Annotated in this window: 17 protein-coding genes; 13 read left to right on the top strand and 4 right to left on the bottom strand. The window is 46.8% G+C overall.

Annotation, left to right across the window (positions count from 1 at the left end):
- Positions 1 to 21: 21 nt before the first annotated feature.
- A complete protein-coding gene (locus E0D71_RS14585) occupies positions 22 to 1,218 on the top strand; it encodes an EAL domain-containing protein (protein WP_133004049.1) in 1,197 nt (398 codons plus the stop codon).
- 146 nt (positions 1,219 to 1,364) lie between these two features.
- Positions 1,365 to 3,011 (top strand): phosphoglucomutase (alpha-D-glucose-1,6-bisphosphate-dependent), encoded by a 1,647-nt coding sequence (gene pgm, locus E0D71_RS14580; RefSeq protein WP_133004048.1) that lies wholly within the window; start codon positions 1,365 to 1,367, stop codon positions 3,009 to 3,011.
- Positions 3,012 to 3,117: 106 nt separating this feature from the next.
- Here pgm and E0D71_RS14575 read toward each other — a convergent pair whose 3' ends face one another.
- Together E0D71_RS14575 and E0D71_RS14570 are read right to left on the bottom strand one after the other, a co-directional pair.
- On the bottom strand, positions 3,118 to 3,858 hold the full coding sequence (locus E0D71_RS14575) for a spermidine synthase (protein WP_133004047.1): 741 nt from the start codon (positions 3,856 to 3,858) through the stop codon (positions 3,118 to 3,120).
- A gap of 71 nt (positions 3,859 to 3,929) precedes the next feature.
- Positions 3,930 to 7,010, bottom strand: a complete 3,081-nt coding sequence (locus E0D71_RS14570; RefSeq protein WP_133004046.1) for an FAD-binding and (Fe-S)-binding domain-containing protein — start codon at positions 7,008 to 7,010, stop codon at positions 3,930 to 3,932.
- Positions 7,011 to 7,229: 219 nt separating this feature from the next.
- On the opposite strand from E0D71_RS14570, the gene E0D71_RS14565 reads away from it, so the two are divergent.
- The 10 genes from E0D71_RS14565 (at position 7,230) to E0D71_RS14520 (ending at position 20,925) form a co-directional block, all read left to right on the top strand.
- Positions 7,230 to 8,183: a cysteine desulfhydrase gene (locus E0D71_RS14565; RefSeq protein WP_133004045.1), complete on the top strand. Its 954-nt coding sequence runs from the start codon at positions 7,230 to 7,232 to the stop codon at positions 8,181 to 8,183.
- Between the two features lie 116 nt (positions 8,184 to 8,299).
- On the top strand, positions 8,300 to 9,181 hold the full coding sequence (locus E0D71_RS14560; RefSeq protein WP_133004044.1) for an NAD(+) kinase: 882 nt from the start codon (positions 8,300 to 8,302) through the stop codon (positions 9,179 to 9,181).
- Between the two features lie 99 nt (positions 9,182 to 9,280).
- On the top strand, positions 9,281 to 10,162 hold the full coding sequence (locus E0D71_RS14555; RefSeq protein WP_133004043.1) for a rhomboid family intramembrane serine protease: 882 nt from the start codon (positions 9,281 to 9,283) through the stop codon (positions 10,160 to 10,162).
- A gap of 41 nt (positions 10,163 to 10,203) precedes the next feature.
- A complete protein-coding gene (locus tag E0D71_RS14550; RefSeq protein ID WP_133004042.1) occupies positions 10,204 to 10,485 on the top strand; it encodes a DUF1315 family protein in 282 nt (93 codons plus the stop codon).
- Positions 10,485 to 11,309 (top strand): DUF2797 domain-containing protein, encoded by an 825-nt coding sequence (locus tag E0D71_RS14545; protein ID WP_133004041.1) that lies wholly within the window; start codon positions 10,485 to 10,487, stop codon positions 11,307 to 11,309. The genes E0D71_RS14550 and E0D71_RS14545 overlap by 1 nt, the downstream gene beginning before the upstream one ends.
- Positions 11,310 to 11,319: 10 nt before the next feature.
- Positions 11,320 to 13,953: an aminopeptidase N gene (gene pepN, locus E0D71_RS14540; RefSeq protein ID WP_133004040.1), complete on the top strand. Its 2,634-nt coding sequence runs from the start codon at positions 11,320 to 11,322 to the stop codon at positions 13,951 to 13,953.
- Positions 13,954 to 14,170: 217 nt separating this feature from the next.
- Positions 14,171 to 15,829, top strand: a complete 1,659-nt coding sequence (locus E0D71_RS14535; RefSeq protein ID WP_133004039.1) for a hypothetical protein — start codon at positions 14,171 to 14,173, stop codon at positions 15,827 to 15,829.
- Between the two features lie 144 nt (positions 15,830 to 15,973).
- On the top strand, positions 15,974 to 19,708 hold the full coding sequence (metH, locus tag E0D71_RS14530; protein WP_133004038.1) for a methionine synthase: 3,735 nt from the start codon (positions 15,974 to 15,976) through the stop codon (positions 19,706 to 19,708).
- A 143-nt stretch (positions 19,709 to 19,851) separates the two neighbouring features.
- The gene (gene cobO, locus E0D71_RS14525; protein WP_133004037.1) at positions 19,852 to 20,460 is read left to right on the top strand and encodes a cob(I)yrinic acid a,c-diamide adenosyltransferase; all 609 of its coding nucleotides are present in this window, start codon (positions 19,852 to 19,854) and stop codon (positions 20,458 to 20,460) included.
- A 114-nt stretch (positions 20,461 to 20,574) separates the two neighbouring features.
- Positions 20,575 to 20,925: a RidA family protein gene (locus tag E0D71_RS14520; RefSeq protein ID WP_133004036.1), complete on the top strand. Its 351-nt coding sequence runs from the start codon at positions 20,575 to 20,577 to the stop codon at positions 20,923 to 20,925.
- A 211-nt stretch (positions 20,926 to 21,136) separates the two neighbouring features.
- Here the strand turns inward: E0D71_RS14520 and E0D71_RS14515 are convergent, their stop codons facing one another.
- A complete protein-coding gene (locus tag E0D71_RS14515; protein WP_133004035.1) occupies positions 21,137 to 21,628 on the bottom strand; it encodes a cyclic nucleotide-binding domain-containing protein in 492 nt (163 codons plus the stop codon).
- A gap of 338 nt (positions 21,629 to 21,966) precedes the next feature.
- Between E0D71_RS14515 and E0D71_RS14510 the strand changes: the two genes are divergently transcribed.
- A complete protein-coding gene (locus E0D71_RS14510) occupies positions 21,967 to 23,553 on the top strand; it encodes an ABC-F family ATPase (RefSeq protein WP_133004034.1) in 1,587 nt (528 codons plus the stop codon).
- Positions 23,554 to 23,627: 74 nt separating this feature from the next.
- Here E0D71_RS14510 and E0D71_RS14505 read toward each other — a convergent pair whose 3' ends face one another.
- On the bottom strand, positions 23,628 to 24,482 hold the full coding sequence (locus E0D71_RS14505; RefSeq protein WP_133004033.1) for an MOSC domain-containing protein: 855 nt from the start codon (positions 24,480 to 24,482) through the stop codon (positions 23,628 to 23,630).
- Between the last annotated feature and the right edge of the window lie 103 nt (positions 24,483 to 24,585).

The raw sequence follows: 24,585 nt of genomic DNA, 5'->3' as shown, positions 1-24,585 counted from the left end.
CTGGTTTAGTAGGAGCGGAGTGTGCAAAATGTGGTATTCAGTACTTCTGAAAACGTGCAAGAGGAATGGGATAGTATAAAGCCATTTTTTCAGCCTATTGTGGAAGTATCAAGTGGTCGAGTGACAGGCTATGAAGCGCTGGCGCGTTATGTCAATTCGAATGGCGAAGCCGTGTCTGCGGGGCATTTATTTACTGATGAAGGTATTAGTACAGAAGACAAGAGGCGACTAGATCGCCTAGTTCGTGAAAAAGCCGTGAGGCGGGCTCATGAGCTTCCAGATCAAACCCGCATGACACTCAATATATCGCCGCAATGGTTAACGGCGACCACGACAGACGCTTTGCCGACGCTGGATATGCTGCATCGTCACAAGGTGGACCCCAGTCGCATAGTGATTGAATTGATTGAACTCAATGGTGACTTAGACAGCTTGTGTCGTGCGGTGAAGTTGTATCGTGAAGCGGGGGTGCGCATTGCGATTGATGATTTTGGTGCCGGCTTCTCACAGATTGATCGAGTCATCGCTTTAGAACCAGACATTATTAAGCTAGACATGCGCTTGTTTCAGCAAGGCGCTCAGGGTGGAATGGCGGAATCGGCGGTCGAATCTCTGGTCGTTTTTTGTGCAAAAAGTGGTGCGGTTATTGTGTGTGAAGGCGTTGAAACAGAAGAAGAGTTTTTCTTTGGTTTACGTTGTGGCGCGCGCCATATGCAGGGTTTTTTGTTTTCTCAGGCGACAGAAGATTTTGCCGATTGTCATGCTTTTAGCCAGCAAGTGGCTGAGCTTCGTGCACGCTTTTTTGCGGCACAAAAAGAAAAAGCACAGAAAGCGAGAGCTTCTTATCAGCATTTGATGCAAGCAGTCGAGTCCATTCAACAACACCATAAAATGCTGGATATTGTGGATGTTAAGTTTGTCTCACAGAGTTTGCGAGCCATAAATGGGGTGATACGTTTTTACGCGGCTGACTCAACGGGTGAGCAATTGACGGTAAACTATGCGCGTCCTATGGAGGGCGATGTGTGGATAGAAGACGCGAGATTCAAAGGTTATAACTGGTCTTGGCGTGCCTATTTTTATCAATTGTTTGCCGGTGAAAGCAGGGTGTTGTCGCAAGAATATTTAGATATTGAAACGAGTACGCCTTGCAAGACTTTATCGGTACAGCTAAATGACAATACTATTTTGTTGATCGATGTGGAGGCGTCATCGTGAGTGGCTAGCCGCTCTAAAACGGCGTATCAGGGTTTGGTAAGATCCATGAATTATCTAATGAAGTTATGATAACTCGTTGAAACGCTTGTAAATATGAGGGAGACTAATCACTATCCCTTTTTTACTGCTCAATGAGGCTTTTTCATATGGCAATTCATCCTCAAGCTGGACAGCTTGCGTCTCACCAGTCTTTGGTTAACATTCCTGAGTTAATGACCGCGTATTTTATCAATAAGCCCGATGTGGCGAATCCTACAGAGCAGGTCAGTTTTGGTACTTCAGGACATCGTGGTAGCGCGTTAAAAACCAGCTTTAATGAACAGCATATTTTGGCCATTTGCCAAGCCATCGCAGAATACCGAAAAGCACAGAATATTGTTGGCCCTTTGTACTTGGGCAAAGATACACACGCTTTATCAGAAGCCGCCTATCAAACCGCCCTGGGTGTTTTAACCGCCAATGGGGTGAGAGTGCGCGTGCAAGAGTCTGGCGGTTTTACCCCTACGCCTGTGATATCCCATGCGATTCTGACTCACAATGCATCGGCAGACGCCTCAGATTTGAGTGATGGCATTGTGATTACCCCTTCTCATAATCCACCAGAAGACGGCGGCATTAAATACAATACGCTGCAAGGTGGTCCTGCGGATAAAGACATTACCGATTGGGTGGCTAAGCGCGCCAATGAGTTGCTTGCCAATGGCTTGTCTGGTGTCTTGTATTTGAACCAAAAAGAAGCGGCAGCAAGTGGCTTAATTGAGCCGTTCGATTACATTACCCACTACATTGATGATTTAGACAATGTAGTGGACATGCAGGCGATTGCTGACGCTGGCATTAGAATAGGGGTAGACCCAATGGGTGGCTCCGGCATCCATTTTTGGGAGCCAATGGCGAAAAAATACGGTCTTAATATTACCTTAGTAAATCGAGACGTAGACCCGACGTTCCGCTTTATGCCATTAGACAAAGACGGTCGTATCCGCATGGATTGTTCTTCGCCTTATTCGATGCAGAACTTACTGAAACTCAAAGACGATTTTGATATTGCGGTGGGCAATGACCCAGATTATGACCGCCACGGTATTGTCTGTGCAGGCTTTGGTTTGATGAATCCAAATGCCTTTCTTGCTGTTGCGATAGAGTATTTGGCGTCGCACCGACCTCATTGGCCTAAAACGGCTCAATTGGGGAAAACGCTTGTTTCAAGTGGCATGATTGACCGTGTGGTAGAAGGTTTAGGGCGCACCTTGTGTGAAGTGCCTGTTGGTTTTAAATGGTATGTTGAAGGGCTTTATAGCGGCAGCATGGCGTTTGGTGGCGAAGAAAGTGCCGGTGCGTCTTTTTTGCGTAAAGACGGCTCTGTTTGGACGACAGACAAAGACGGTTTTATCATGGCTTTGTTGGCCGCTGAAATTTTGGCGGTAACGGGCAAAGATCCACAGCAGCATTACGATGCCATGACAGAGCGCTATGGTACGCCCTTGTATAAGCGCATTGACGTAGTTGCGACCTTAGAGCAAAAAGCCATTTTGGCGGCGCTGGATGTGAAAAACGTGACGCAGACAACATTGGCAGGGGAAAAAATTGTCAGTGTTTTGACCCATGCGCCCGGTAATAACGCGGCCATTGGGGGATTAAAAGTCTCGACTGAAAACGGCTGGTTTGCAGCGCGTCCATCCGGGACTGAAAATGTGTACAAGATTTATCTTGAGAGTTTTGTCTCTGAAGCCCATTTGGCAAAACTGGAAGAAGAGGCGAAGGCACTGGTCGACAGTGTGTTGTCTGTTTAAGGTGTTGCACTGAATTAAACGTTTGAATGACGGATAATAGAGAGCAAAAAAGCTTACTTAATGAGTAAGCTTTTTTGTTTGTGTTGCAGGTTAGGCGCTGTGCATTTTAGACACTGTACATTTTAGATAGCCAGCGAGACAGGGGAAAGCCGAGTTGTGCGCTGATTTTTTGTGCGCAGGCTTTGAGTTCTTTGCCGTTTAGCTCATTTTTCTGTTTGCCTGCCAGCACCACCCAATTGCCACTGCCGGTATCGAGTGCTCTGACATCGCTAAAAATGCGCTTTAATTTGTCGATTAGCTCAGTATCGTTTTTGTGATCCAGCCAACAGTTGAGCACCAACCAGCCATTCTCCTTGATGTTTTTCGCACAATTCTCAAGAAAGGTGGTTTGCAGTACGCCGCGTTCCATGCCGTCCGTGTTGTATAGGTCGGTCATCAAGATATCCACTTTTTTATCGAAGCCGGTTTCGATATAAGCTTGCGCATCCGCATTCTCAACTTGAATGCGTTTGCCTTTTGGTACTTTAAAATACATTTCGGCCGCATCTATGACTTCTTGGCGTAACTCTACGGCCGTAATTTGTACGCTGGGAACCGCATGGTATAAGGCGCTTAGAAGTGTGCCACCGCCAAGGCCTAAAATGCCTATGCGTTTGGGTTGGTTAAACAACAAAGCCAGTGTCATGGCTTGTGTGTATTCATGCTGCAAAATATGTGGCGTAGACAATTTAATACGACTTTGTTCGTCACCATCGGCGAACGACAGGATGCGAAATTTCCCATCATCAAAGACTCGAATAGGGCCGTACTCGTCCGCGCTATCGTGCAGCAAGTTTAAATAATTCATGTTTGTCCTTTCATAAAATAAGGCCGGTAAATTGTCGGCCGAACAGTGTCAATATCGGGTGTTTATGGTGTTTATGGTGCTTTTGTTGAAGCGCTACGAAGGTGCTGCAGCAACATTTGTGCTGGATGCAGAATGCGGACTTGATCAAAGCGCTTCACTTGGCTCCGGCAAGAGTAGCCCGTGGCGAGGAGTTTACCTGCTAGCGCCGGATTCGTGACCTTTTCTTTCCAAGAAAGCTCATAAATGACTTTTGAGGTGTCTTGGTTGGCGGCTTCATGGCCATAAGTGCCAGCCATGCCGCAACAGCCCACATCTTCAACGATCAGCTCCAAACCTAGGGTTTGATAAACCGTTTGCCAGTCTTTGATCGATGCGCTGGCGTTGGTCTTCTCGGTACAGTGGGTCATGAGATGATACACGCTGCCATCTAAAGACAATGGCTGCTTGTTTAAATGCTCTGTTTTGCTGGCGAGCCATTCTTGCATTAATTGGATGCTCGGCACTTGGCGACTGTCGCTGAAGGTTTTCATGTATTCGGCGCGATAGGTCAGTGTCATGGAGGGATCAATGCCCACAAAAGGCAAACCATAGAAGGATAGGCTTTGTAGCATGTCCAAGTTTTTGCGTGCGGTTCTTTGAAAGGCTTTCATAAAGCCGTGAACATGCAGCGGTTTGCCATTGGGTAAATAAGGTGCCAGATAGGCCTGGAAGCCTAATCGTGTCAGCATTTCCATGGTGTCGAGCACCAGCTCGGTTTCGAAATAACTGGTGAAAGCGTCTTGCACGACAATCACCGCACGTTTTCTGTCTTTGGGGTTCAGGGCTTCAATTGCCAGTGGGGTGGCAAGTCGAATGCCGCGTCGCGACATCTCTTTCTTTAAATTAATGGGGCTCAGCTTTGGGTTGTCTGTTAAGCCAAAATATTTGCTTGTTAAATGATTGACCCAGCGCCGACTGACCAACCAATTGTAAGGTTGTGGGAAAATGGCCAGAGTCGGCATCATAAATTCCAATGAGCCAACCAAATAGTCTTTCATCGGGCGCAAATAGCGAGCGTAATAGAGTTCTAAAAATTTAGCTCGAAACTCAGGCACATCCACCTTGATAGGGCATTGCCCAACACAAGATTTGCAGGCTAAGCAGCCCATCATGGCATCATGCACTTCATGGGAGAAATCATAATCCCCACGGCGTTTGGCAAGTGTGTTTTTGAGGCGTGGAATAAAGCTCATCAGAAAATGGCTGTCTTTGGCCTCTTTGCTGGCTTTTTGGGTGTCTACCCCTTGAGCGCTCATGCCTCTGAGCCATTCTCGCATGAGGGATGCGCGCCCTTTGGGTGAATGGCGACGGTCACGGGTGCCTTTCCAAGAAGGGCACATGGCGTCATTAGGGTCAAAGTTGTAGCAGGCACCATTGCCGTTGCAGTAGAGGCCGTCTTTGAATTGCTCCCGATTTCGAATCGGGATCTGACGGTCGAATTGACCGCGCAGCGGAACCGCGTCTATTTTTAATAAATCAGCCGCTAGTTCAAAAGGCGTGGCAATTTTGCCAGGATTAAGTTGGTTTCTCGGGTCAAAAGCGCCTTTTATTTGCTGAATGCAGGGGTATAAGTCGCCAAAAAAAGCGGGGGCGTATTCAGAACGAACCCCTTTGCCGTGTTCGCCCCACAGCAAACCATTGTATTTTTGGGTCAAAGCCACCACCTTGTCGGTGATTTCTCGGATCATGGGTTCTTGTGATTCGTCTTTTAAGTCCAAAGCAGGACGCACATGCAACACGCCAGCATCGACATGACCAAACATGCCATATTGGACTTGATGACTGTCGAGTACCGCGCGAAATTCCATAATGAAATCCGCTAGATGTTCTGGCGGTACGGCGGTGTCTTCGACAAAAGGAATAGGACGCTTTTCCCCTTGTACGTTGCCAAGCAATCCCACTGATTTTTTGCGCATCGCCCACAGTTTTTTGACATTATTGTGCCCCATCGCAATGGTGTAGCCCAGCGTACTGCTGTCGCCGTTTTTTGCGAATTGATCCAACTGATCTGTCAGTCGTTTTATTTTGTCGGCCACTTCCTGCTCGTTGTTGCCTGTGTATTCCACCAGGTTGATGCCTTGTATGTCTTGCCCTGGTAGGTCGGGAAAAAACTCCGCCGCAGAACCCCAAATATTGTCGCCTTTGGCAAGCGCTAGGACATTTGAATCGACGGTTTCTATGGATGTGGGCTGCGCCGTTAATAATTCACGGGCGTGACGTAACGAGGCTTCGAAGCTGCTGTAGCGGATATTGACTAAGGCGGCGTGACTTGGGATGCTCAGCAAATTCACCTTGGCCTCAGTAATGAAGCCCAGCGTGCCTTCTGAGCCGCACAGCACAGAGTTGATGTTAAACAAACCATCGTCTGAGCGAATGTGGGCCAAATCATACCCTGTTAAACAACGGTTCAATGGCGGGAATGTTGCGTCAATGTCGGCCGTTTTGCTTTTTTGAATGGCGTCAACAACACGATGAGCGTGGGCGGCATAGTCGCTACCATTTTGTATTGAGGTCAGTGCCTCATCGTCAATAGGCGATGAGATGAGTAAGCCGCCATCCAGAAGTACCGTGGTGAGTTCAAGAACGTGATCGCGGGTTTTGCCATAAGTCACCGAGCCTTGGCCGCTGGCGTCGGTGTTAATCATGCCGCCAATGGTCGCGCGGTTGCTGGTGGAGAGTTCTGGCGCGAAAAATAAGCCATGAGGTTTCACCGCGGCGTTGAGTTGGTCTTTAACCACGCCTGCTTCCACGCGCGCCCAACCTTCTTCCACATTGATGTCTAGTATGCGATTCATGTATTTAGACACATCGACTATCAAACCATCGCTGAGAGACTGGCCGTTGGTGCCGGTGCCTCCACCACGAGGGCTTAATACAATGTCGTGGAATTCGGGCTCATTGCTAAGGGTCACAAGCTGCTGTAAGTCTGATGTGTTTTTAGGGTAGACGACCCCTTGAGGTAGCACTTGATAAATGGAGTTGTCGGTAGAAAGCACCACGCGATTGGCGTAATCCAAATTACTATCGCCTGAGAATCCTGAAGCCTTTAAACGTGTAATAAAGGAAAGGTATTTGGCCTGAATCGGCGAGACCTCAGAAAGTGATGGAATCATGGTGTTTCATTCTCCGCAAATGATGGCTGCGGGGATTTTAACAAAGAAATGATGAAGATAATGCTTTTGTCGGATGAATCTTTTATGAGCTTCACGAAAGGAACTTAATGGGAAAAGGTCTGTCAAAACCAAGATCATTAAGTTGGGAATGAGTTTCCCTTATTTTACTGACTTCCGCTTATGATATTATGGCCTCGACTGTTTAGCCGAGGCCTTTTTTTGTCTATTATCCAACCGCTTCATATTCCCACCAAGTGGCAACATCCACACGCTTCTTGTGAGCTCTTTATTTACCGTGGCGATCTTGAACACCCGCAAGCGCCAGGCAACAAGTGGCACAAATTAAAGTACCATTTACGCGAAGCAAAACGCATTCGGGCTCGCTATATGGCCACCTTTGGTGGTCCTTATTCCAACCATCTGCACGCCTTTGCCGCCACATTACGTGATACTGAGATGGCGGGGATTGCCGTGGTGCGAGGCGAACTTCAGCCTAGGTTGACGCCGACATTGTACGATGTGGCAAATGCGGGCGTCAGTTTGTGGCCTTGTACTCGACAAGACTATCGTCTAGCAGAACAATCAGAGTTGGTGTCTTACCTTAATGGGCAATATGAAGGCATTTATTGGGTCCCAGAAGGCGGCGGCGGGGTATTAGGGGCCAAAGGCTGCCAAGATTGGGCGGACGATATAGACTATTTAGACAGTGAATGTGACGCTTGGGTGGTGTCGGCTGGCACAGGAACCACGGCGGCAGGTTTATTGGCGTCAGAGAAAACCCCGTATTTACACGTTGTTAGTGCGCTTAAAGGGGCCGCTGCGCAAGCGGATGAGATCCTCTCTTTGGCCAGTTTAGTGTCTGAGGATCAAACGAATATTGCGGCTTTGGAAGAGAGAATGACGTTTCATAGTGATGCTCACGAAGGCGGCTACGCTAAGCAGAGTCAGGCATTGCAGCAGTTTCTGAGGCTTTTTACAGACGCAAACCCAGCTCAACAGCTGGACCCAGTTTATACCTGCAAAACCCTTTTTCATGTCATGAATAGGATTCGTGATGGAAAATGGCCCCATAAACGTACCTTATTGATTCATACGGGTGGTTTGCAAGGGTGGAGAGGGTATTCAGCGGCCTTGAATCCATATATCGCCTCTTCTCTGGATGGCGAAAAGTAAGGCCTTCATGTTAAAGTGGCGCGGCACTTGGTTGAAGGCTTTTCATAATAAAAGCGATCTTAAATCGCCTATCAAGTTGCTTACCATTACACAGACAGACAGAAAGAGAATGACACATGGGTCTTTTTAGGCGTGTTGGAATAATAGCTCGATTAGATAAACCTCAGATTCTTGATACCGTTAAGAAGCTGATGGAATACCTGCAAGAAAAGGGCTCAGAACCGGTATTAGAACACGATTTAGCCACTATGCTGCCCGGCATTAAAGTGGATTCTTCCCCGTTGAAAGAGTTGGGCAATCATTGTGACTTAGTGATGGTTGTCGGCGGCGATGGCAGCTTTTTAGGCGCTGCTAGAGCCATTAGTAACTACGATGTTCCTGTGATTGGTATTAACCGTGGCACCTTAGGGTTTCTAACGGACATCTCCCCGCATTCTTTTCAAGAAGAGTTGGAGCCTATTTTTCGTGGTGAGTACCATGAAGAAAAGCGTTTTATGATCGAAGCCAAGATTAAGCGTAAGAACCGTCCGAGCGGTGAAGGCATTGCACTGAATGACCTTGTGTTGCACCCAGGTAAGTCAGCACGAATGATACGTTTTGATCTGTTTATTGATGATCAGTTTGTGATGAACCAAAAATCCGATGGTTTGATTGTTGCTACGCCAACCGGTTCTACCGCGTATGCCTTGTCTGCTGGTGGCCCAATTATGCTGCCAAAGCTTGATGCGCTTGTTTTAGTGCCTATGCACCCTCATACATTAAGTAATCGCCCGATAGTGATCGATGCTAATGCACGCATTCGTATCGTTGTTTGTGAATCGAACTTGACCTACCCAAGCGTCAGTTGTGATGGACAGCTAAACATTACCGCAGCGCCAGGTGACGAAATCCACATCACCAAAAAGGCCGGTAATATTCGTTTGATACACCCTAAAAATCACGATTTTTATAATGTGTGTCGCGATAAACTTGGTTGGCAAAGCAGTTATCGACCTTAGATAACGAGCGGTTTCTCAAGAGTAGCCCTCGATGATGGCAAGGATTCATTGAGGGCCAGTTGATTTGTTATAACGGTGTGAAAAGGTGCAGTGTCAATTATGTTGTTAGTTTATCAATTTGATGAAAATGCAGATCCAGCGTTGCTTAGCCAGACCTTATGGCGATTGAAAATAGGCCATCAAATTGTGATGGGCAAGACTGGACAGGAACTGTGGATCACCGACCCTTCACACCAAACACCGACGCTGCAATTAATTCAACTCTGGCAAGAAAACCCCAGTGCCTTACCTAAGGTCGAGCGGAATCAAGCCGCCGCACCTTCGCGTCGTTCTGGTGGCCTTCTTAGTCAACTACGGGACGCACCAGCCACCGCGATTGTGATTCTCGCGGCGATATTGATTGCCTTTGTTACCCAGCTTGGTTCAGAACTGTCAACGCTCAGTTATTTCACCATTAGTCCATTTGATGTGGTCGGCAATCAACTGCGCTTTTATCCCTTATCAGAAGTGCTGGCACGCGGTGAATATTGGCGTTTATTGTCTCCTGCTTTATTGCATTTCAGCATCATGCACATTGTGTTTAACACCTTATGGATTTGGGATGTTGGTCGCCGTCTTGAAAAAATAGTGGGGTCTTTGGTTTGGACGCTTGGTGTTGTGGTGATCGCCATCATTAGTAATGTTTTGCAATATCAATTGACGGGGAACCCATTGTTTGGCGGGCTCTCTGGTGTGGTGTATGGGGTGATTGGTTTTGCTTGGCTGATGCCTGTGCTGAGCCCACGCTGGCCGATGATTGTCAGCAAGCCATTGATGATATTTTTTATGGTTTGGCTGGCGATCGGCTATACCCAATTTCCTGAGATGATCGGCCTTGGCCGGATCGCAAACACCGCCCATACGATTGGTCTAGGGGCGGGCTTGGTATTGGCGGTGCTGTATTGGTTAATCACCCGTTTTACGGCCTTTAAAAAAATTTAAAAACGCCTGATTGTTTGGGCGACGGTTAATGAGAGTATTCCATGAATTTTAAAGAAATGATCGACAACATGTCTCCAGAGGTTTATGTCAGCCTAAAGCAAGCGGTTGAATTGGGTAAATGGCCTAATGGCGTACGCTTAACAAAAGAGCAAAGCGAGCTGTGCTTACAGGCTGTGATCACTTATGACTACAACAATAAGCCTGAAGAAAGCCGTGTTGGCTATATTGATCGTGGTAGCAAACAAGCCAAATTTGAAGCCGATAATCAAGACAAGGTGGACAGCATTAAATGGGTGAACGATGGCCCTGAGGAAAACGCTTAATGTTGTCTGGCAATCTGAAAAAAATGTCGGCGACGGCGCCTCAAGGACAAGTTCAATACAGGTTAACCTTAGGCGATGACAGCCTCAATATGAACGACCTGATTGGCCAAAAAATTGCGCTGCATTTTAAAGGCGCGATTAACTGCACCCATTGTGGTCGAGTGACTAAAAAGTCTTTTAGCCAAGGCTTTTGTTTTCCCTGCTTTAAAAAACTGGCCGCTTGCGATACTTGTATTATGAGCCCAGAAAAATGCCATTATCACTTGGGCACTTGCCGTGAGCCAGAATGGGCAGAAAAATACTGTTTACAGGATCACTATGTGTACTTGGCCAATTCATCTGGTCTTAAAGTGGGGATTACCCGTGGCGATCAATTGCCAACACGTTGGCTAGATCAAGGCGCCACCCAGGGGCGTGCCTTGTTTCGTGTGGTGAACCGCCGCATGTCTGGTCTGGTGGAAACCTTATTTAAAAATGAAGTGGCGGACAAAACCAATTGGCGCAACATGCTCAAAGGCACCGCGGTAGAGCTCAATCTTGAACATGAACAAGAACGGTTAATTGGCTTACTTTATGATGGCTTAGATGCCTTACAACATGAATTTGGCTTGCAATCCATTATTGACCTTTCTGATGAAAACGAAACGCACGAATTTACCTACCCCGTTTTAGAATACCCGACTAAGGTCACCAGTCTGAATGCGGAAAAAACACCTGAAATAGAAGGGGTGCTAATGGGGATAAAAGGGCAGTACTGGATACTCGACACGGGCGTTATTAACATTCGTAAATACACCGGTTACCAAGCATCACTGACATTTTAGGAGAGAGCAAATGAAAGAGAGCCAACCCTCAGCAATTTATTTAAAAGATTATAAGGTTCCTCCTTTTCTCATTGATAAAACCGAACTGACGTTTGACCTAGATGAAGCCACCACAGTGGTCACATCCAGATTGCACATGCGCCGTAACCCTTTGGATGGTAAATCCAATGCGCCTCTTGTTTTAGATGGCGGTGAAGATGTTAAGCTGATTGGCGTGGCGATGGACGGTTATGCCTTACCGCCAGAAGAGTATCAGTTGGTGGACGATAAGTTGATTATCACCGCCACCGCAGACAGCTTTATATTGACCTGCGAAACCTTGATTGAGCCGCAAAACAACACGCGTCTCGAAGGCTTGTATCGTTCTTCGTCGATGTTTTGTACCCAATGTGAAGCGGAAGGTTTCCGTCACATTACCTATTACCTTGATCGCCCTGATGTGATGTCGGTGTTTACCACGACCATCATTGCTGATGAAGCGCGTTACCCTGTGATGCTGTCCAATGGTAACGAGATTGAACGCGCTAAAACCGACGAAGGCAAAACCGTCGTGGTTTGGCATGACCCTTTCCCGAAACCTGCGTATTTGTTTGCTTTGGTAGCGGGTGATTTGGCGGTAAAAAATGACCGTTTCACCACACAAAGTGGTCGTGATGTAAAACTGCAAATTTTCACTGAGTCCCATAACATCGACAAAGTGGATTACGCCATGGAAGCGCTGAAACGCTCTATGCGTTGGGATGAAGAAAAATACGGACGTGAATACGATCTTGATATTTTTATGATTGTCGCGGTAGACGACTTTAATATGGGCGCAATGGAGAACAAAGGGTTGAACGTGTTTAACTCTTCTTGTTTGTTAGCCAGCCCTAAAACCACCACAGACGACGCCTTCTTACGTGTTGAAGCGGTCGTGGCGCACGAGTATTTCCATAACTGGTCGGGCAATCGCGTGACCTGTCGTGATTGGTTTCAGTTAAGTTTGAAAGAAGGTTTTACGGTATTCCGTGACCAATCTTTCTCGGCTGACATGCACTCTGCAACGGTTAAGCGAGTGGAAGACGTCTCCTTTTTGAAAACCGCACAGTTTGCAGAAGACGCAGGCCCAATGGCACACCCCGTGCGTCCTTCTTCGTTTATTGAGATTTCTAACTTTTACACCCTTACTGTGTACGAGAAAGGCTCTGAAATTGTCCGTATGATACATACCTTGTTGGGTGAGGAGTTGTTCCGTAAAGGGTCGGACCTTTACTTCGAGCGCCATGACGGGCAAGCCGTGACCTGTGATGATTTTGTCGCGGCCATGCAAGATGCTTCAGGCATTGATTTGACCTTGTTCAAGCGTTGGTATTCTCAAGCGGGTACTCCGATTGTAACGGTTGAAGATACCTATCTTCCAGAAGAGCAGCGTTATCTACTCACGATAAAACAAGAAACGCCAGCGACCCCTGGGCAACCTACGAAACTGCCGCTTCATATTCCAATTCGTGTTGGTCTGTTGAATGAGCAAGGGCAAGAAATTCAAGCGCAATACCAAGGCGAGCAATCCACTGATGTAACCTTGTTGTTGAGCGAAAGTGAACAAACGTTTGAGTTTACTCAAGTGAGCAGCAAGCCGGTGCCATCCTTGTTGCGTTCTTTTTCTGCGCCAGTGAAACTGCGTTATAACTACACGGCCGATCAATTGTTGTTGCTTATGTCGGCAGACAGCGATGGTTTTAATCGTTGGAGTGCGGCGCAACAATTGGCGGTCAATGAGCTGACTCAGTTGATTGAGCAGGCGTCATCAGGTCAACCGTTAGCAATCGAGTCTCAGCTGGTGGCAGGATTACGATCCTTATTGGCGGATGAATCTCTGGACCCTGCTATGGTGGCGTTGATTCTTGCCTTGCCAAGTCAGGCTTACTTGTCTGAGTTGGCTGAAACGATTGACCCGTTGGCCATCAAAAAAGCCCGTCAGTTCTTAAAAGAAACAATTGCTAATGCGTTATCTGAGCAATTTGCGCAAACTTACCAAAACAACATCATTACCTCTGATTACCAGCCTAGCGCACAAGACATCGCGCGTCGCTCGCTCAAGAGCATGGCGCTGTCTTATTGGTCTGAGACTTCAGATGACAAGGCAAAAGCCGCCATTGCTGAGCAATTCGCTAACGCAGACAACATGACGGACCAATTTGGCGCCTTATCGATTGCTGTGCACTCTGCTCATCCAGACGCCGCGAGCATGCTCAATGCGTTTTATGAGCAATGGAAAAATGAGCCCTTGGTCGTGAACAAATGGTTGATGTTGAGCGCTTCTCAAGATGCTGACGATGCGCTGGCTGTGGTAGAAGGTTTGATGGCTCACCCATCGTTTGATTTGAAAAACCCAAATAAAGTGCGTTCTGTATTGGGTGGGTTTGGTCAAAACGTGGCAGGCTTCCATAAAGAAGACGGCTCCGGCTATCGTTTTCTAGCGGACCAGATCATTGTGCTGAATAAGCGTAACCCTCAGCTGGCGTCTCGCTTGTGTACACCACTGACAAGATGGAAAAAACTGAAACCAGAACTCAGCGTTAAAATGAAAGCAGAGCTTGAGCGCATTCTGGCAGAAGACTTGTCTAAAGATGTTTATGAGGTGGTTTCTAAAAGCCTTGTTTAACGTCTAAATGTGATATTTTAGTACTGTTTCAAATACCTCACGTCATGTCTGGCGTGGGGTATTTTTTTGTCGCCTTGAGAGTGCCTAGTCGCGACGTGACTGAGTTAGTGTGTACAAAATAAAAACACGAACTTGACGCCTTTTTTGCATTCCACCTTGAAATCTGGCATAAGTGATCTAACTTATTGTTGACCTTGGGTTTATTAAGGAGCGGATAATGACAACGCGCATGACTATTTTAATTCCTGTTGCTTTAGGGTTAATGGCGTCAGCATGCACTACGACAACGACTTCTACATCCCAAGATCAAGGCACCAAACAGATCGAAGGAGAGGCGACCACCGCTGACCTCGCTGAATATCGTAGCAAGCTTGCTGAGACAAACAGGGACAACCAACAAGCAATTGCGGCGCTAAAAAAAGCGTTGGCAAATAATGATGCCCAGTTAGTGGACCTTCATACCGCGCTTGATAAAAAAGACAGCGCCATTGCTTTGCTGGAGTCGGGTGAGGCAGACGCCGAATCTTTGTTGGCATTGGCAAAAGAAAGGCGTTTACGAAACAGTCTAGAATCTCAGTACGCTGAATTAAAAGTAGAAAATGATCACCTTGTTGACCAAATAAAAGCCTTAGAAAGCAAGCGCAAAACACGGCAAATGGATTCGTCCTCTGAGTCCGCTTTTGCTTTCTCTAGTCAACATTTTCTGGATTTGAATAACAGCTTTCAAACTCTGGATTCAGAGCATTATGCGCTGAATCAGGCCTACCAATCCTTGATTAAAAAACAAGCTGGCTTGCAAGAAAAATACGCCGCGCTGAGCAACGAAAATCAAACCAATCAGCAATCATTGGCGTTTTTGCAACAAGAAAATCGTCGTCTGGCGGAGCAGATCGCTGCGGCAAGATCGCAAAACCAAATCTTATGGACGAAAGTGCATTCACAAAGAGAGACGATAGACGGCTTGCAAAAAGGCACCACATCGTCCGTTGATCAAGCGTCCCTGGATAGCCGAGATACGGGGCAGTTGCACAGTGATATTATTAAGTTAAGCGGTGTTATCGAGGCTCAGAAAACCTTGATTGCCGATTATCAAGACGAGATGGCGGGACTTGAAGCTTCATTGCAGAAGGGCGCTGCTGATAAAGCCAAACTAAAGGCGTTAGAAGCGCGTTTATCGACACTGAGTAAATTAAATTTGGCCGCCGACAGGCAACTGGCAAAAAGCCGATCAATGCTGGTCAATCAGCAGCAAGAACAGGCTAGGCTGGCGGACTCTTTGGCTCAGTCAAAAGCGCAGCAAGCGACACTGCAACAACGCTTGGATGCGATTGAACTACGAGCCAAGAACAGTGAAAGCCAACGGGTAGCGCTGGAATCTCAAGTGAATGGTTTGATTCCTTTTCAAGCAGAAGTGAACGCCTTACAAGCACAGATTGATTCCGGTTTAAGCAATGTAAGATGGCAAATCCCTAACGAGATGTCATTGCATAATACGTTTGAGATTTTGGTGACGGCCACGGTAGACAAGCCTGTAGCAGGGCAGACCTATGTGGCCGAATTGGTGACGGACAGTGCAATACAAATGGTGAGTGCGAGCGAAGCCGAAGCCGTGATACAAAATGGCCAGCTGCAATGGCGCTGGCGGGTAAATGGCTTAAATGAACGACCAAAAGCCACCTTGAATCTGTTTATTTCTCAGCAGATGAATTATCAAGGTCAGCGAATTATGAGACAAATCTATCGAGACAGTGACACCTTGGCGTTAACCAATAACAACTTGTTGGATAAATACGGTTATTGGGGAATGGCTATTTTAGTTGGCTTGTTGGGGGGCTTTTTAGTCGGTCGTGTTAACCGCAAAGACAAAAACAGCTAACCCCCTTTCTTTTTAGCAAGTGGCCGCCAAATCTGGCGGCTTGCTTCATCCTTAGATCATTCAACTTCTCATTACTATTTTTCAACACCAGTGTGCTGGTATTTGAGTATAGTGACTGTGCATATTTTTATTGAGGTAATGACAGTGGTAAAGTCCAAATCGTATTCCATTATAGAGAAGCGTTTAGCAGAAAATGTGCTTATTCTCGATGGTGCCATGGGAACCATGATCCAATCGTATCAATTGGAAGAAAAAGATTATCGTGGTGCGCGCTTTGAGGATTGGGAAAGCGATGTCAAAGGGAATAATGATTTACTGTCATTAACGCAACCAAAGATCATTAAAGACATCTACTGTGCCTATCTTGCTGCGGGCGCGGACATCATAGAAACCAATACCTTCAATGCCAATTATATCTCCATGCTGGATTACCACATGGAGGCGCTGAGTTATGAGCTTAATTTTGAATCCGCACGCCTAGCACGCGAAGCCGCGGATGAATTCACTCAGCAAAACCCTGATAAGCCCCGTTTTGTGGCGGGGGCGGTTGGACCAACCAGTCGTACCTGTACAATTTCGCCAGATGTGAATGATCCAGGCTTTCGTAATATCCATTTTGATGAACTTGTCGATGCTTACACGGTGGCGGTAGATGGTCTGATCAAGGGTGGCGTGGACATCATTCTGATCGAAACCATTTTCGATACTTTGAACGCCAAGGCCGCCATTTACGCGGTGTTGGATTATTTCGAAAAAACCGGAGTGCGCTACCCGATTATGATCTCGGGCACCATTACCGATGCATCGGGTCGTACCTTGTCAGGTCAAACAACAGAGGCTTTCTGGAACTCTATTTCTCACGCCAAGCCGATTTCTGTGGGGTTGAACTGTGCGTTGGGGCCAAAAGATTTACGCCAATACATAGACGAACTGTCTAGAATTGCTGACACCCATGTTTCTGCGCATCCAAACGCGGGCTTGCCTAATGCCTTTGGTGAGTACGATGAAACACCAGAAGAAATGCTTGATGAGATCAAAAGTTGGGTCGACTCCGGTTTTATTAACATTATTGGTGGTTGCTGTGGCACCGGACCGAGCCATATTGAAGCGTTTGCGAAGGCGTTCGAGCAGTCTACACCACGGGTGATTCCGACGATTGAAAAAGCGTGTCGCTTATCTGGCTTGGAGCCATTTAATATTGATGGCGACAGCTTGTTTGTGAACGTGGGCGAGCGAACCAATGTCACAGGTTCGGCAATGTTTAAGCGCTTGATCAAAGAAGGGGATTTCGACACCGCCCTAGATGTGGCGCGTCAGCAAGTGGAAAACGGTGCGCAGATCATCGACATCAACATGGATGAAGGCATGTTGGATTCTCAGGCAGCGATGGAGCGTTTCTTGAAGCTCATCGCCTCAGAGCCGGATATCTCTCGTGTGCCAATCATGCTGGACTCTTCTAAATGGGAGATTCTTGAAGCCGGCCTTAAGTGGGTTCAAGGCAAAGGGGTGGTTAACTCCATCAGCATGAAAGAAGGGGAAGACAACTTTAGAGAGCAGGCGCGCAAGCTAATGAAATACGGCGCGGCTGTGATTGTGATGGCGTTCGATGAGACCGGTCAAGCGGACACTCGCCAGCGGAAGATTGATATTTGTCGTCGTTCTTACAAGATTTTGGTGGACGAAGTTGGCTTCCCACCAGAAGACATTATTTTTGACCCTAATATCTTTGCCATTGCAACCGGGATAGAAGAACACAACCGTTATGCGTTGGACTTTATTGAAGCGACTGGCGACATTACTCGTGAATTGCCTTATGCGAAAGTCTCTGGCGGTGTGTCGAATGTGTCTTTTTCGTTTCGTGGTAATAACCCTGTTCGTGAAGCGATTCACGCGGTCTTTTTGTACCATGCGATTAAGCAAGGCATGACCATGGGGATTGTCAATGCCGGTCAGTTGGCCTTGTATGAAGACATTCCTCTAAAACTGCGCGATGCGGTTGAAGATGCGGTACTAAACAGAACACCGGACGCGACCGACAATTTGTTGGCGATGGCGGGAGAGTTTGCCGGCACCGGTGAAGTGGCTGAAAAAGAAACCCAAGAATGGCGCGGTTTGCCCGTTTCTGCGCGCTTAAGTCATGCTTTGGTAAAAGGCATCACAGAGTTTATAGACGAAGACACAGAAGAAGCTCGCTTGGCGTTTGATCGACCATTAGAGGTGATTGAAGGCCCATTAATGGACGGTATGGGCATTGTTGGTGACTTGTTTGGCTCCGGCAAAATGTTCTTGCCGCAAGTGGTGAAATCCGCTCGCGTAATGAAAAAAGCGGTGGCGTATTTGATGCCTTATATCGAAGAAGAAAAAGCCCGCAACATGGACACGGCGTCTTCTAGTAATGGCAAAATTGTGATGGCCACAGTGAAAGGCGATGTGCACGATATCGGTAAAAACATCGTGGGTGTGGTGTTGCAATGTAATAACTTTGAAGTGATCGATTTGGGCGTTATGGTGCCGGCTGAGAAAATCCTGCGTACCGCCAAAGAAGAAGGGGCTGACATGATCGGTCTGTCCGGTTTGATTACCCCATCTTTGGATGAAATGGTGCACGTGGCAAAAGAAATGCAGCGCCAAGGTTTTACTTTGCCTGTGATGATTGGTGGGGCGACCACTTCTAAAGCCCATACCGCGGTAAAAATTGAGCAAAACTACAAGAACAACCAAGTTGTACACGTAACCAATGCGTCTCGTAGTGTCGGTGTGGCCAGTACTTTACTGAGTAAAGATACGGAGCGTCGTCAGAAGTTTGTTGATGAGATCAAGCTGGATTATGAGAAAACACGTATCCGCTATAAAGATCGCGCTAAAGCGGGTCGTCGTGTGTCCTTGGACAAGGCGCGTCTTAATAAAGCGCCGCTGGTGTTTGAAGACAATATCGTTAAACCAAGCAAGCTTGGCATTACTGTGTTAACGGAAAATGACATTGATTTGAATGTGGTTAAGGATTACATCGATTGGACGCCATTTTTTCAAACATGGGAATTGGCGGGCGCTTATCCGCGCATCCTAACGGATGAGGTGGTTGGTGTAGAAGCGACTCGTGTCTATCACGATGCGCTGGAAATGCTCGAAGAAGTGATCGCCACAAAGAGCTTAAAAGCGCGAGCTGTGGTGGGCTTGTTCCCGGCAAACCAAGTGAATCATGATGACATTGAAATTTACGCGGATGAAACTCGCACCGAAGTCATTGAACGCCTGTCTTTCTTACGCATTCAAAATGAGCTGACTGCGCCGGGTAAATACAATCACAGCTTGGCGGATTTTGTGGCGCCTAAAGACAGTGGTGTCGCGGATTATATGGGCGCATTTGCTTGTGCCGCAGGCTTTGGTATTGATCCTTTGGTTGCAGCCTACGAGGCAGACCATGACGATTACAACTCTATTATGATTAAAGCGGTGGCGGATCGTCTTGCAGAAGCGACGGCCGAATACCTCCATGAAAGAGTACGTAAAGAGTTCTGGGGGTATGCCGCAGAAGAGACGTTAACCAATCAAGAGTTGATCAAAGAGAAATATCAAGGGATGCGTCCTGCGCCAGGGTATCCTGCGTGCCCGGATCATACTGAGAAAGCTAAGCTTTGGTCGTTGTTGGATGTCAAAGATAAAATTGATATGGAAATTACAGAAAGCTTCGCTATGTTACCGACCGCTGCGGTAAGTGGCTGGTATTTTGCGCATCCAGACAGCACCTATTTTGGTGTGGGCAAAATAGGTCCAGATCAGGTGGATGATTACGCGGCTCGTAAAGGCATGTCAAAAGACGATGCCGAGCGCTGGTTATCACCAAACCTTGGTTACGATCCAGAAGACGATCGTATCTAAAAAAACATCGAGTGAATCGGTTAAACCTTATCTATGCTTGGTCGTAGGTAAGGTTTTTTTACTTTCTAGAAGGTGTTTTTTAGCAGCCAGTGTCTAGAAAAACCGTGTTAATAATGACTTTCTAACAGTGAATGGAGAACACGATGGCAAAAACCATTAAAGATCCAGAACAGCATCAATTGCGCATGCAAGCAATCAAAAAGCACGTTGATAAACGCATTGCTAAAGCGCAAGAAGACAAGGGAACTTTTGTGTTGCTGACCGGCAATGGTAAGGGCAAATCCAGCTCGGCGCTTGGTATGGTGGCGCGCGCCTTGGGTCACGGTATGAAAGTGGGGGTGGTGCAGTTTTTAAAAGGCGAATGGAACACGGGCGAAATAGACTTTTTTAAAGCGCAGCCGAACGTTCAGTGGGAGATTATGCCGTCGGGTTTTACTTGGGAGACGCAAAACCGTGAGGCGGATATCGCATCGTCTAATGAAGCTTGGCAGCAAGCGGCAGCCATGTTGGCAGACCCTGCTTTTGATTTGGTTGTGTTGGATGAATTGACCTATTTGTTGCACTACGAATACCTTGAAGAGGGTGTGGTGTTGGAGGCATTGATGAATCGACCAGACACTCAGCATCTTGTGGTAACTGGCAGAGGGGCGTCGGAATCACTGGTTGAGTTAGCCGACACGGTGAGCGAGATTAAAGAAGTGAAACATGCTTTTAAACGTGGCATAAAAGCACAGAAAGGACTGGAATTCTAAAAAATAGCCATATCATATTTTGTATCTTGGTTGTTTTTAAGTGGGATTCTCTATTTTTTATTTGTTAAGATTGTCCCCATTCACCCGTTAAGCAATCATTAGAGGAATTTGTTTATGTCTATTACACGTATGGAAACTGCCCAGCGCATGAGTCGCATTGTTAAGCATCAAGGAACCATTTACCTTTGTGGTCAAGTAGGGGCGGATGCCAATACTGATATTACTGAGCAAACGGCGACCATGCTTGATAAAGTGGAAAATCTGTTGGCGCAAGCAGGGTCTGATAAAGAGCATATCTTGTCTGCGACTATCTACATTCGTGATATGAAAGACTTTGCTGCCATGAACGCTGTTTGGGATGCTTGGGTGCCAGAAGGTCATGCTCCAGCACGCGCCTGTGTTGAAGCGCGTATGGCCAGAGCGGAGTTGTTAGTGGAGATTTCCGTGGTTGCCGCTGAGAAATAGTGTTGTTTGGCCACAGGTTGAAAAGATCAATCTGTGGCTCGCTTAATGTAGATTCAGTTTTTTACCTTTTTGCTTCAGCCGTTGCTGGAGGCTGATGAACTTCTTTCAGTGCCATTCTTTTTTAATGCCATTCCCTTTCAATGCAAGCTTAAATCACGCTTCTTTCATTGCCTTATGATCCGCCCTAGTGGCTGTCTTAATGATGCAGATGTCATAGGTGCGCGCCAACTTCATGCTCTACCAGTGCGTTACTGAGCTCTCTAATATTTCGCGCCATGTCTCTGGCCAAATTCATCAGTAGTATTCCAAAATCGAAAGGGTAAGTGTCATGGAAGTCACTGAAGAGGGTGCTGGTTACTTCCAGTAATAAGCTGTCTTCTTTGGCGTAGGCGGTGCCCACTCGTCCATGAAGAGCCACCATAGAGACGAAACCAATCGCTTCGCCAAATTCCACGTCACGCGTGTGTAATACTTTGTGTTGGTGTTGTTTGAAGAAGTCTAGGCTGCCGTGAAGGACAGCGTAAAAACTCTCTCCTTTGTCGTTGTAGTGGAAAATTTCATCGCCTTTTTGGGCGGCGTGAATAAGGCCGTTATCTAGAAGGTATTGTATGGCGTCTTCTGACAGTGCGCCGAAAATAGAGCCTTCTTTAAGCCGTTTGGGTGAAATGTCAAATTCTGTTTCATATGCTTGGACGGTACGCATTATGTTCTCCCGCCGATGTTGGTTATCTTTATTATCGGTTGTTGTGCGATATTCTTAAGCTGTTTTGCTTACGGTACAGTGTGAAGTAGACGCCTCTTTCAAGAAAAGGGGTGTTTTGTTTTCTCTGGTAACCATTAGAGCGAATATGTAACCAAGCGTTCAAAAATACAATCTATTCTCTGTGCCAAACAGAGGCGCTGTCACTTTACTTTGCTTTATTACGCGCAATAATGATTTTGTGGCTTAAAGAGTGAGAGGTATTTGTGCGATAATACGCGCCATCAAGGGCAGCTGATAATAAGCGCCTAAATTTACGTCATGAAAAGTGGAAGATTACCTTGTTAATAACGGCCAATATCACCATGCAATTTGGTGCCAAACCTTTGTTTGAAAATGTCTCCGTAAAATTTGCAGAAGGCAAACGCTACGGTTTAATCGGTGCAAATGGATGTGGTAAATCCACTTTCATGAAAATCCTTGGCGGTGATCTAGAGCCAAGTTCCGGCAACGTATCCAAAGATCCAAATGAGCGTCTTGGTAAGTTGAAACAGGACCAATTTGCTTACGAAGAATATTCTGTGATCGATACTGTGATCATGGGGCACACTGAATTGTGGGCTGTTAAGGCAGAAAAAGACGCGATCTACGCGAACCCTGAGATGACTGAGGAAGACGGCCTTCGTGCTGGCGACCTTGAAGCAGAATTTGCAGAAATGGACGGTTACACGGCTGACGCTCGTGCCGGAGAATTGTTGTTAGGCGTTGGTATCCCAACGGAACAGCATTACGGCCTAATGAGTGAAGTGGCTCCAGGTTTAAAACTGCGTGTATTGTTGGCGCAAGCCTTGTTCTCTGATCCTGAAATATTGTTATTGGACGAGCCTACCAACAACTTGGACATCAACACCATTCGTTGGTTGGAAGGGGTTTTGGTTGAGCGTAATTGCACCATGATCATTATTTCCCATGACCGTCACTTCTTGAACTCCGTGTGTACTAACATGGCTGACTTGGACTACGGTGAGTTGCGCCTTTTCTCTGGTAACTACGATGAGTACATGACGGCGGCGACACAAGCTCGCGAGCGTCTGTTGTCTGACAATGCGAAGAAAAAAGCACAAATTAACGAGCTGAAATCGTTTGTAAGTCGCTTTTCTGCGAACGCGTCAAAATCCAAACAAGCAACCTCTCGTGCGAAGCAAATTGATAAAATCCAGCTGGAAGACGTTAAGCCATCTAGCCGACAAAACCCATTTATTCGCTTTGAGCAAGAAAAGAAATTGCACCGTATGGCGGTTCAAGTGGAAAAATTGTCCAAGTCTTACGATGAGCAATTGTTCAGCGGCTTGAACATGATGGTGGAAGTGGGCGAGCGCATTGCGGTGATCGGGCCAAACGGTATCGGTAAAACCACCTTGTTGAAATGTTTGGTTGGCGATACAGAGCTAACGAGCGGTACTGTGAAATGGTCTGAAAATGCCAATATTGGTTACTACGCTCAAGATCACGCTCATGAATTTGAGAAAGACGTTGATTTGATCGAGTGGATGGGGCAATGGGGTCAAGAAGGCGACGATGAGCAAGTTATTCGTGGCACTTTAGGGCGTTTGTTGTTCTCGCAAAATGACATCAAAAAGTCTGTTAAGGTCTTATCTGGTGGTGAGCAAGGTCGTATGTTATTCGGTAAGTTGATGCTGCAGAAGCCCAACGTATTGGTAATGGATGAGCCGACTAACCACATGGACATGGAATCCATCGAGTCTTTGAACTTGGCGCTTGAAAACTACCCAGGCACCTTGATTTTTGTCAGTCATGACCGCGAGTTTGTCTCTTCTTTGGCAACCCGTATTATGGAAGTAACCAGTGAAGGCATCGTTGACTTCCACGGTACTTACGACGAATACTTGGCAAAACAAGAAGCTTAATCATCGCTTTTTGATTGCAAATAAAAAGGGAAGCCAGTGTTGGCTTCCCTTTTTTTATGTCTATTAATCGAGACTTACTGCTTAGAGGACTTGATGCGCCTGTCATCCAGCACTGGCGCGTCTTGATATTCTAAAATTTCTACGCGGTCTCCTTGCTGAATAGTGCCGCTATTTTCAGCAATCAGGTTGATCCCAAACAGCACGCCTTCTTTTTTCACAAGACGGAATTTCCCAAGGGTTTTCATCGGTTCGCCTTTTCTGCTGCGTTCGCCCGTATCTGGGTTGATGGTGGTGAAAATGCAGCGCTCACAAGGTTTGACGTTCTCAAATATGACGTCGCCAATCTTAATGCGTTTCCAGCTGTCTTCGGCAAAAGGAAGGTCGCCATCGACCACAATGTTAGGGCGAAATTGCGCCATTTGGATGTCTTCTGGACAGCTTTTATTGAGTTCGTCGAGTGAGGCCTTGGTGGTCAGCAAAAATGGGTAGCCATCGGCAAAAGCAACCGGTTTGTCAGGTCGACGACTGGTGACGCGGGAGGATTGGTCACCAAAGTACACCAGGGCTACCTCGTCGTTGAGGATTTTGCTGAACCACTGGTTTGCTTGTTCGGAGCAAGATTGTCCGGCTACTGGGTTCTCCCAAATGATCACCTCTTGGTAATCTTTTTTAAAGGTGCTGGGATCAAGATCTAAAGGGGATTCTGCATTAGGGTGGGTTAGCTGCCAGCGATCTTCGCCCAATGGCAATGCCGTTAATAACGTGAGCGTAGGGTGCTCTCTGCCCGTCAAAAAATCACCGTTTGGCTTGGTGATCATGTAGCGTCGATCGCCTAATAAGCCATCTAGATTTACTTGGCTGGTGGTTAGGGAGATGCCTTTAATGGACTTTATTGGGTAAATGCAGAGGTCGCTAACAAAATAAGACAAGGTGTTCTCCTTATATAGATAAGGCAATTATCCTTAACTTCTCGATGGCTGCAACCGGCTTATGGTTATTTAATGGTGAGGCGCAATAAAAAGCCTCGCTGGA

Origin of the sequence: Marinomonas sp. KMM3893 (genome assembly GCF_004352855.1) — a bacterium.
Lineage (GTDB): Bacteria > Pseudomonadota > Gammaproteobacteria > Pseudomonadales > Marinomonadaceae > Marinomonas > Marinomonas arenicola.
Note: the sequence above shows the minus strand (reverse complement) of the source record. Positions and strands in the feature narration are given on the sequence as shown.

Coding starts and splice junctions, on each gene's coding strand:
- E0D71_RS14535 (WP_133004039.1), top strand. CDS start 14,171: ATGACAACGCGCATGACTATTTTAATTCCTGTTGCTTTAGGGTTAATG.
- E0D71_RS14555 (WP_133004043.1), top strand. CDS start 9,281: ATGTTGTTAGTTTATCAATTTGATGAAAATGCAGATCCAGCGTTGCTT.
- E0D71_RS14560 (WP_133004044.1), top strand. CDS start 8,300: ATGGGTCTTTTTAGGCGTGTTGGAATAATAGCTCGATTAGATAAACCT.
- E0D71_RS14570 (WP_133004046.1), bottom strand. CDS start 7,010: ATGATTCCATCACTTTCTGAGGTCTCGCCGATTCAGGCCAAATACCTT.
- E0D71_RS14550 (WP_133004042.1), top strand. CDS start 10,204: ATGAATTTTAAAGAAATGATCGACAACATGTCTCCAGAGGTTTATGTC.
- pgm (WP_133004048.1), top strand. CDS start 1,365: ATGGCAATTCATCCTCAAGCTGGACAGCTTGCGTCTCACCAGTCTTTG.
- E0D71_RS14575 (WP_133004047.1), bottom strand. CDS start 3,858: ATGAATTATTTAAACTTGCTGCACGATAGCGCGGACGAGTACGGCCCT.
- E0D71_RS14520 (WP_133004036.1), top strand. CDS start 20,575: ATGTCTATTACACGTATGGAAACTGCCCAGCGCATGAGTCGCATTGTT.
- pepN (WP_133004040.1), top strand. CDS start 11,320: ATGAAAGAGAGCCAACCCTCAGCAATTTATTTAAAAGATTATAAGGTT.
- E0D71_RS14515 (WP_133004035.1), bottom strand. CDS start 21,628: ATGCGTACCGTCCAAGCATATGAAACAGAATTTGACATTTCACCCAAA.
- E0D71_RS14545 (WP_133004041.1), top strand. CDS start 10,485: ATGTTGTCTGGCAATCTGAAAAAAATGTCGGCGACGGCGCCTCAAGGA.
- cobO (WP_133004037.1), top strand. CDS start 19,852: ATGGCAAAAACCATTAAAGATCCAGAACAGCATCAATTGCGCATGCAA.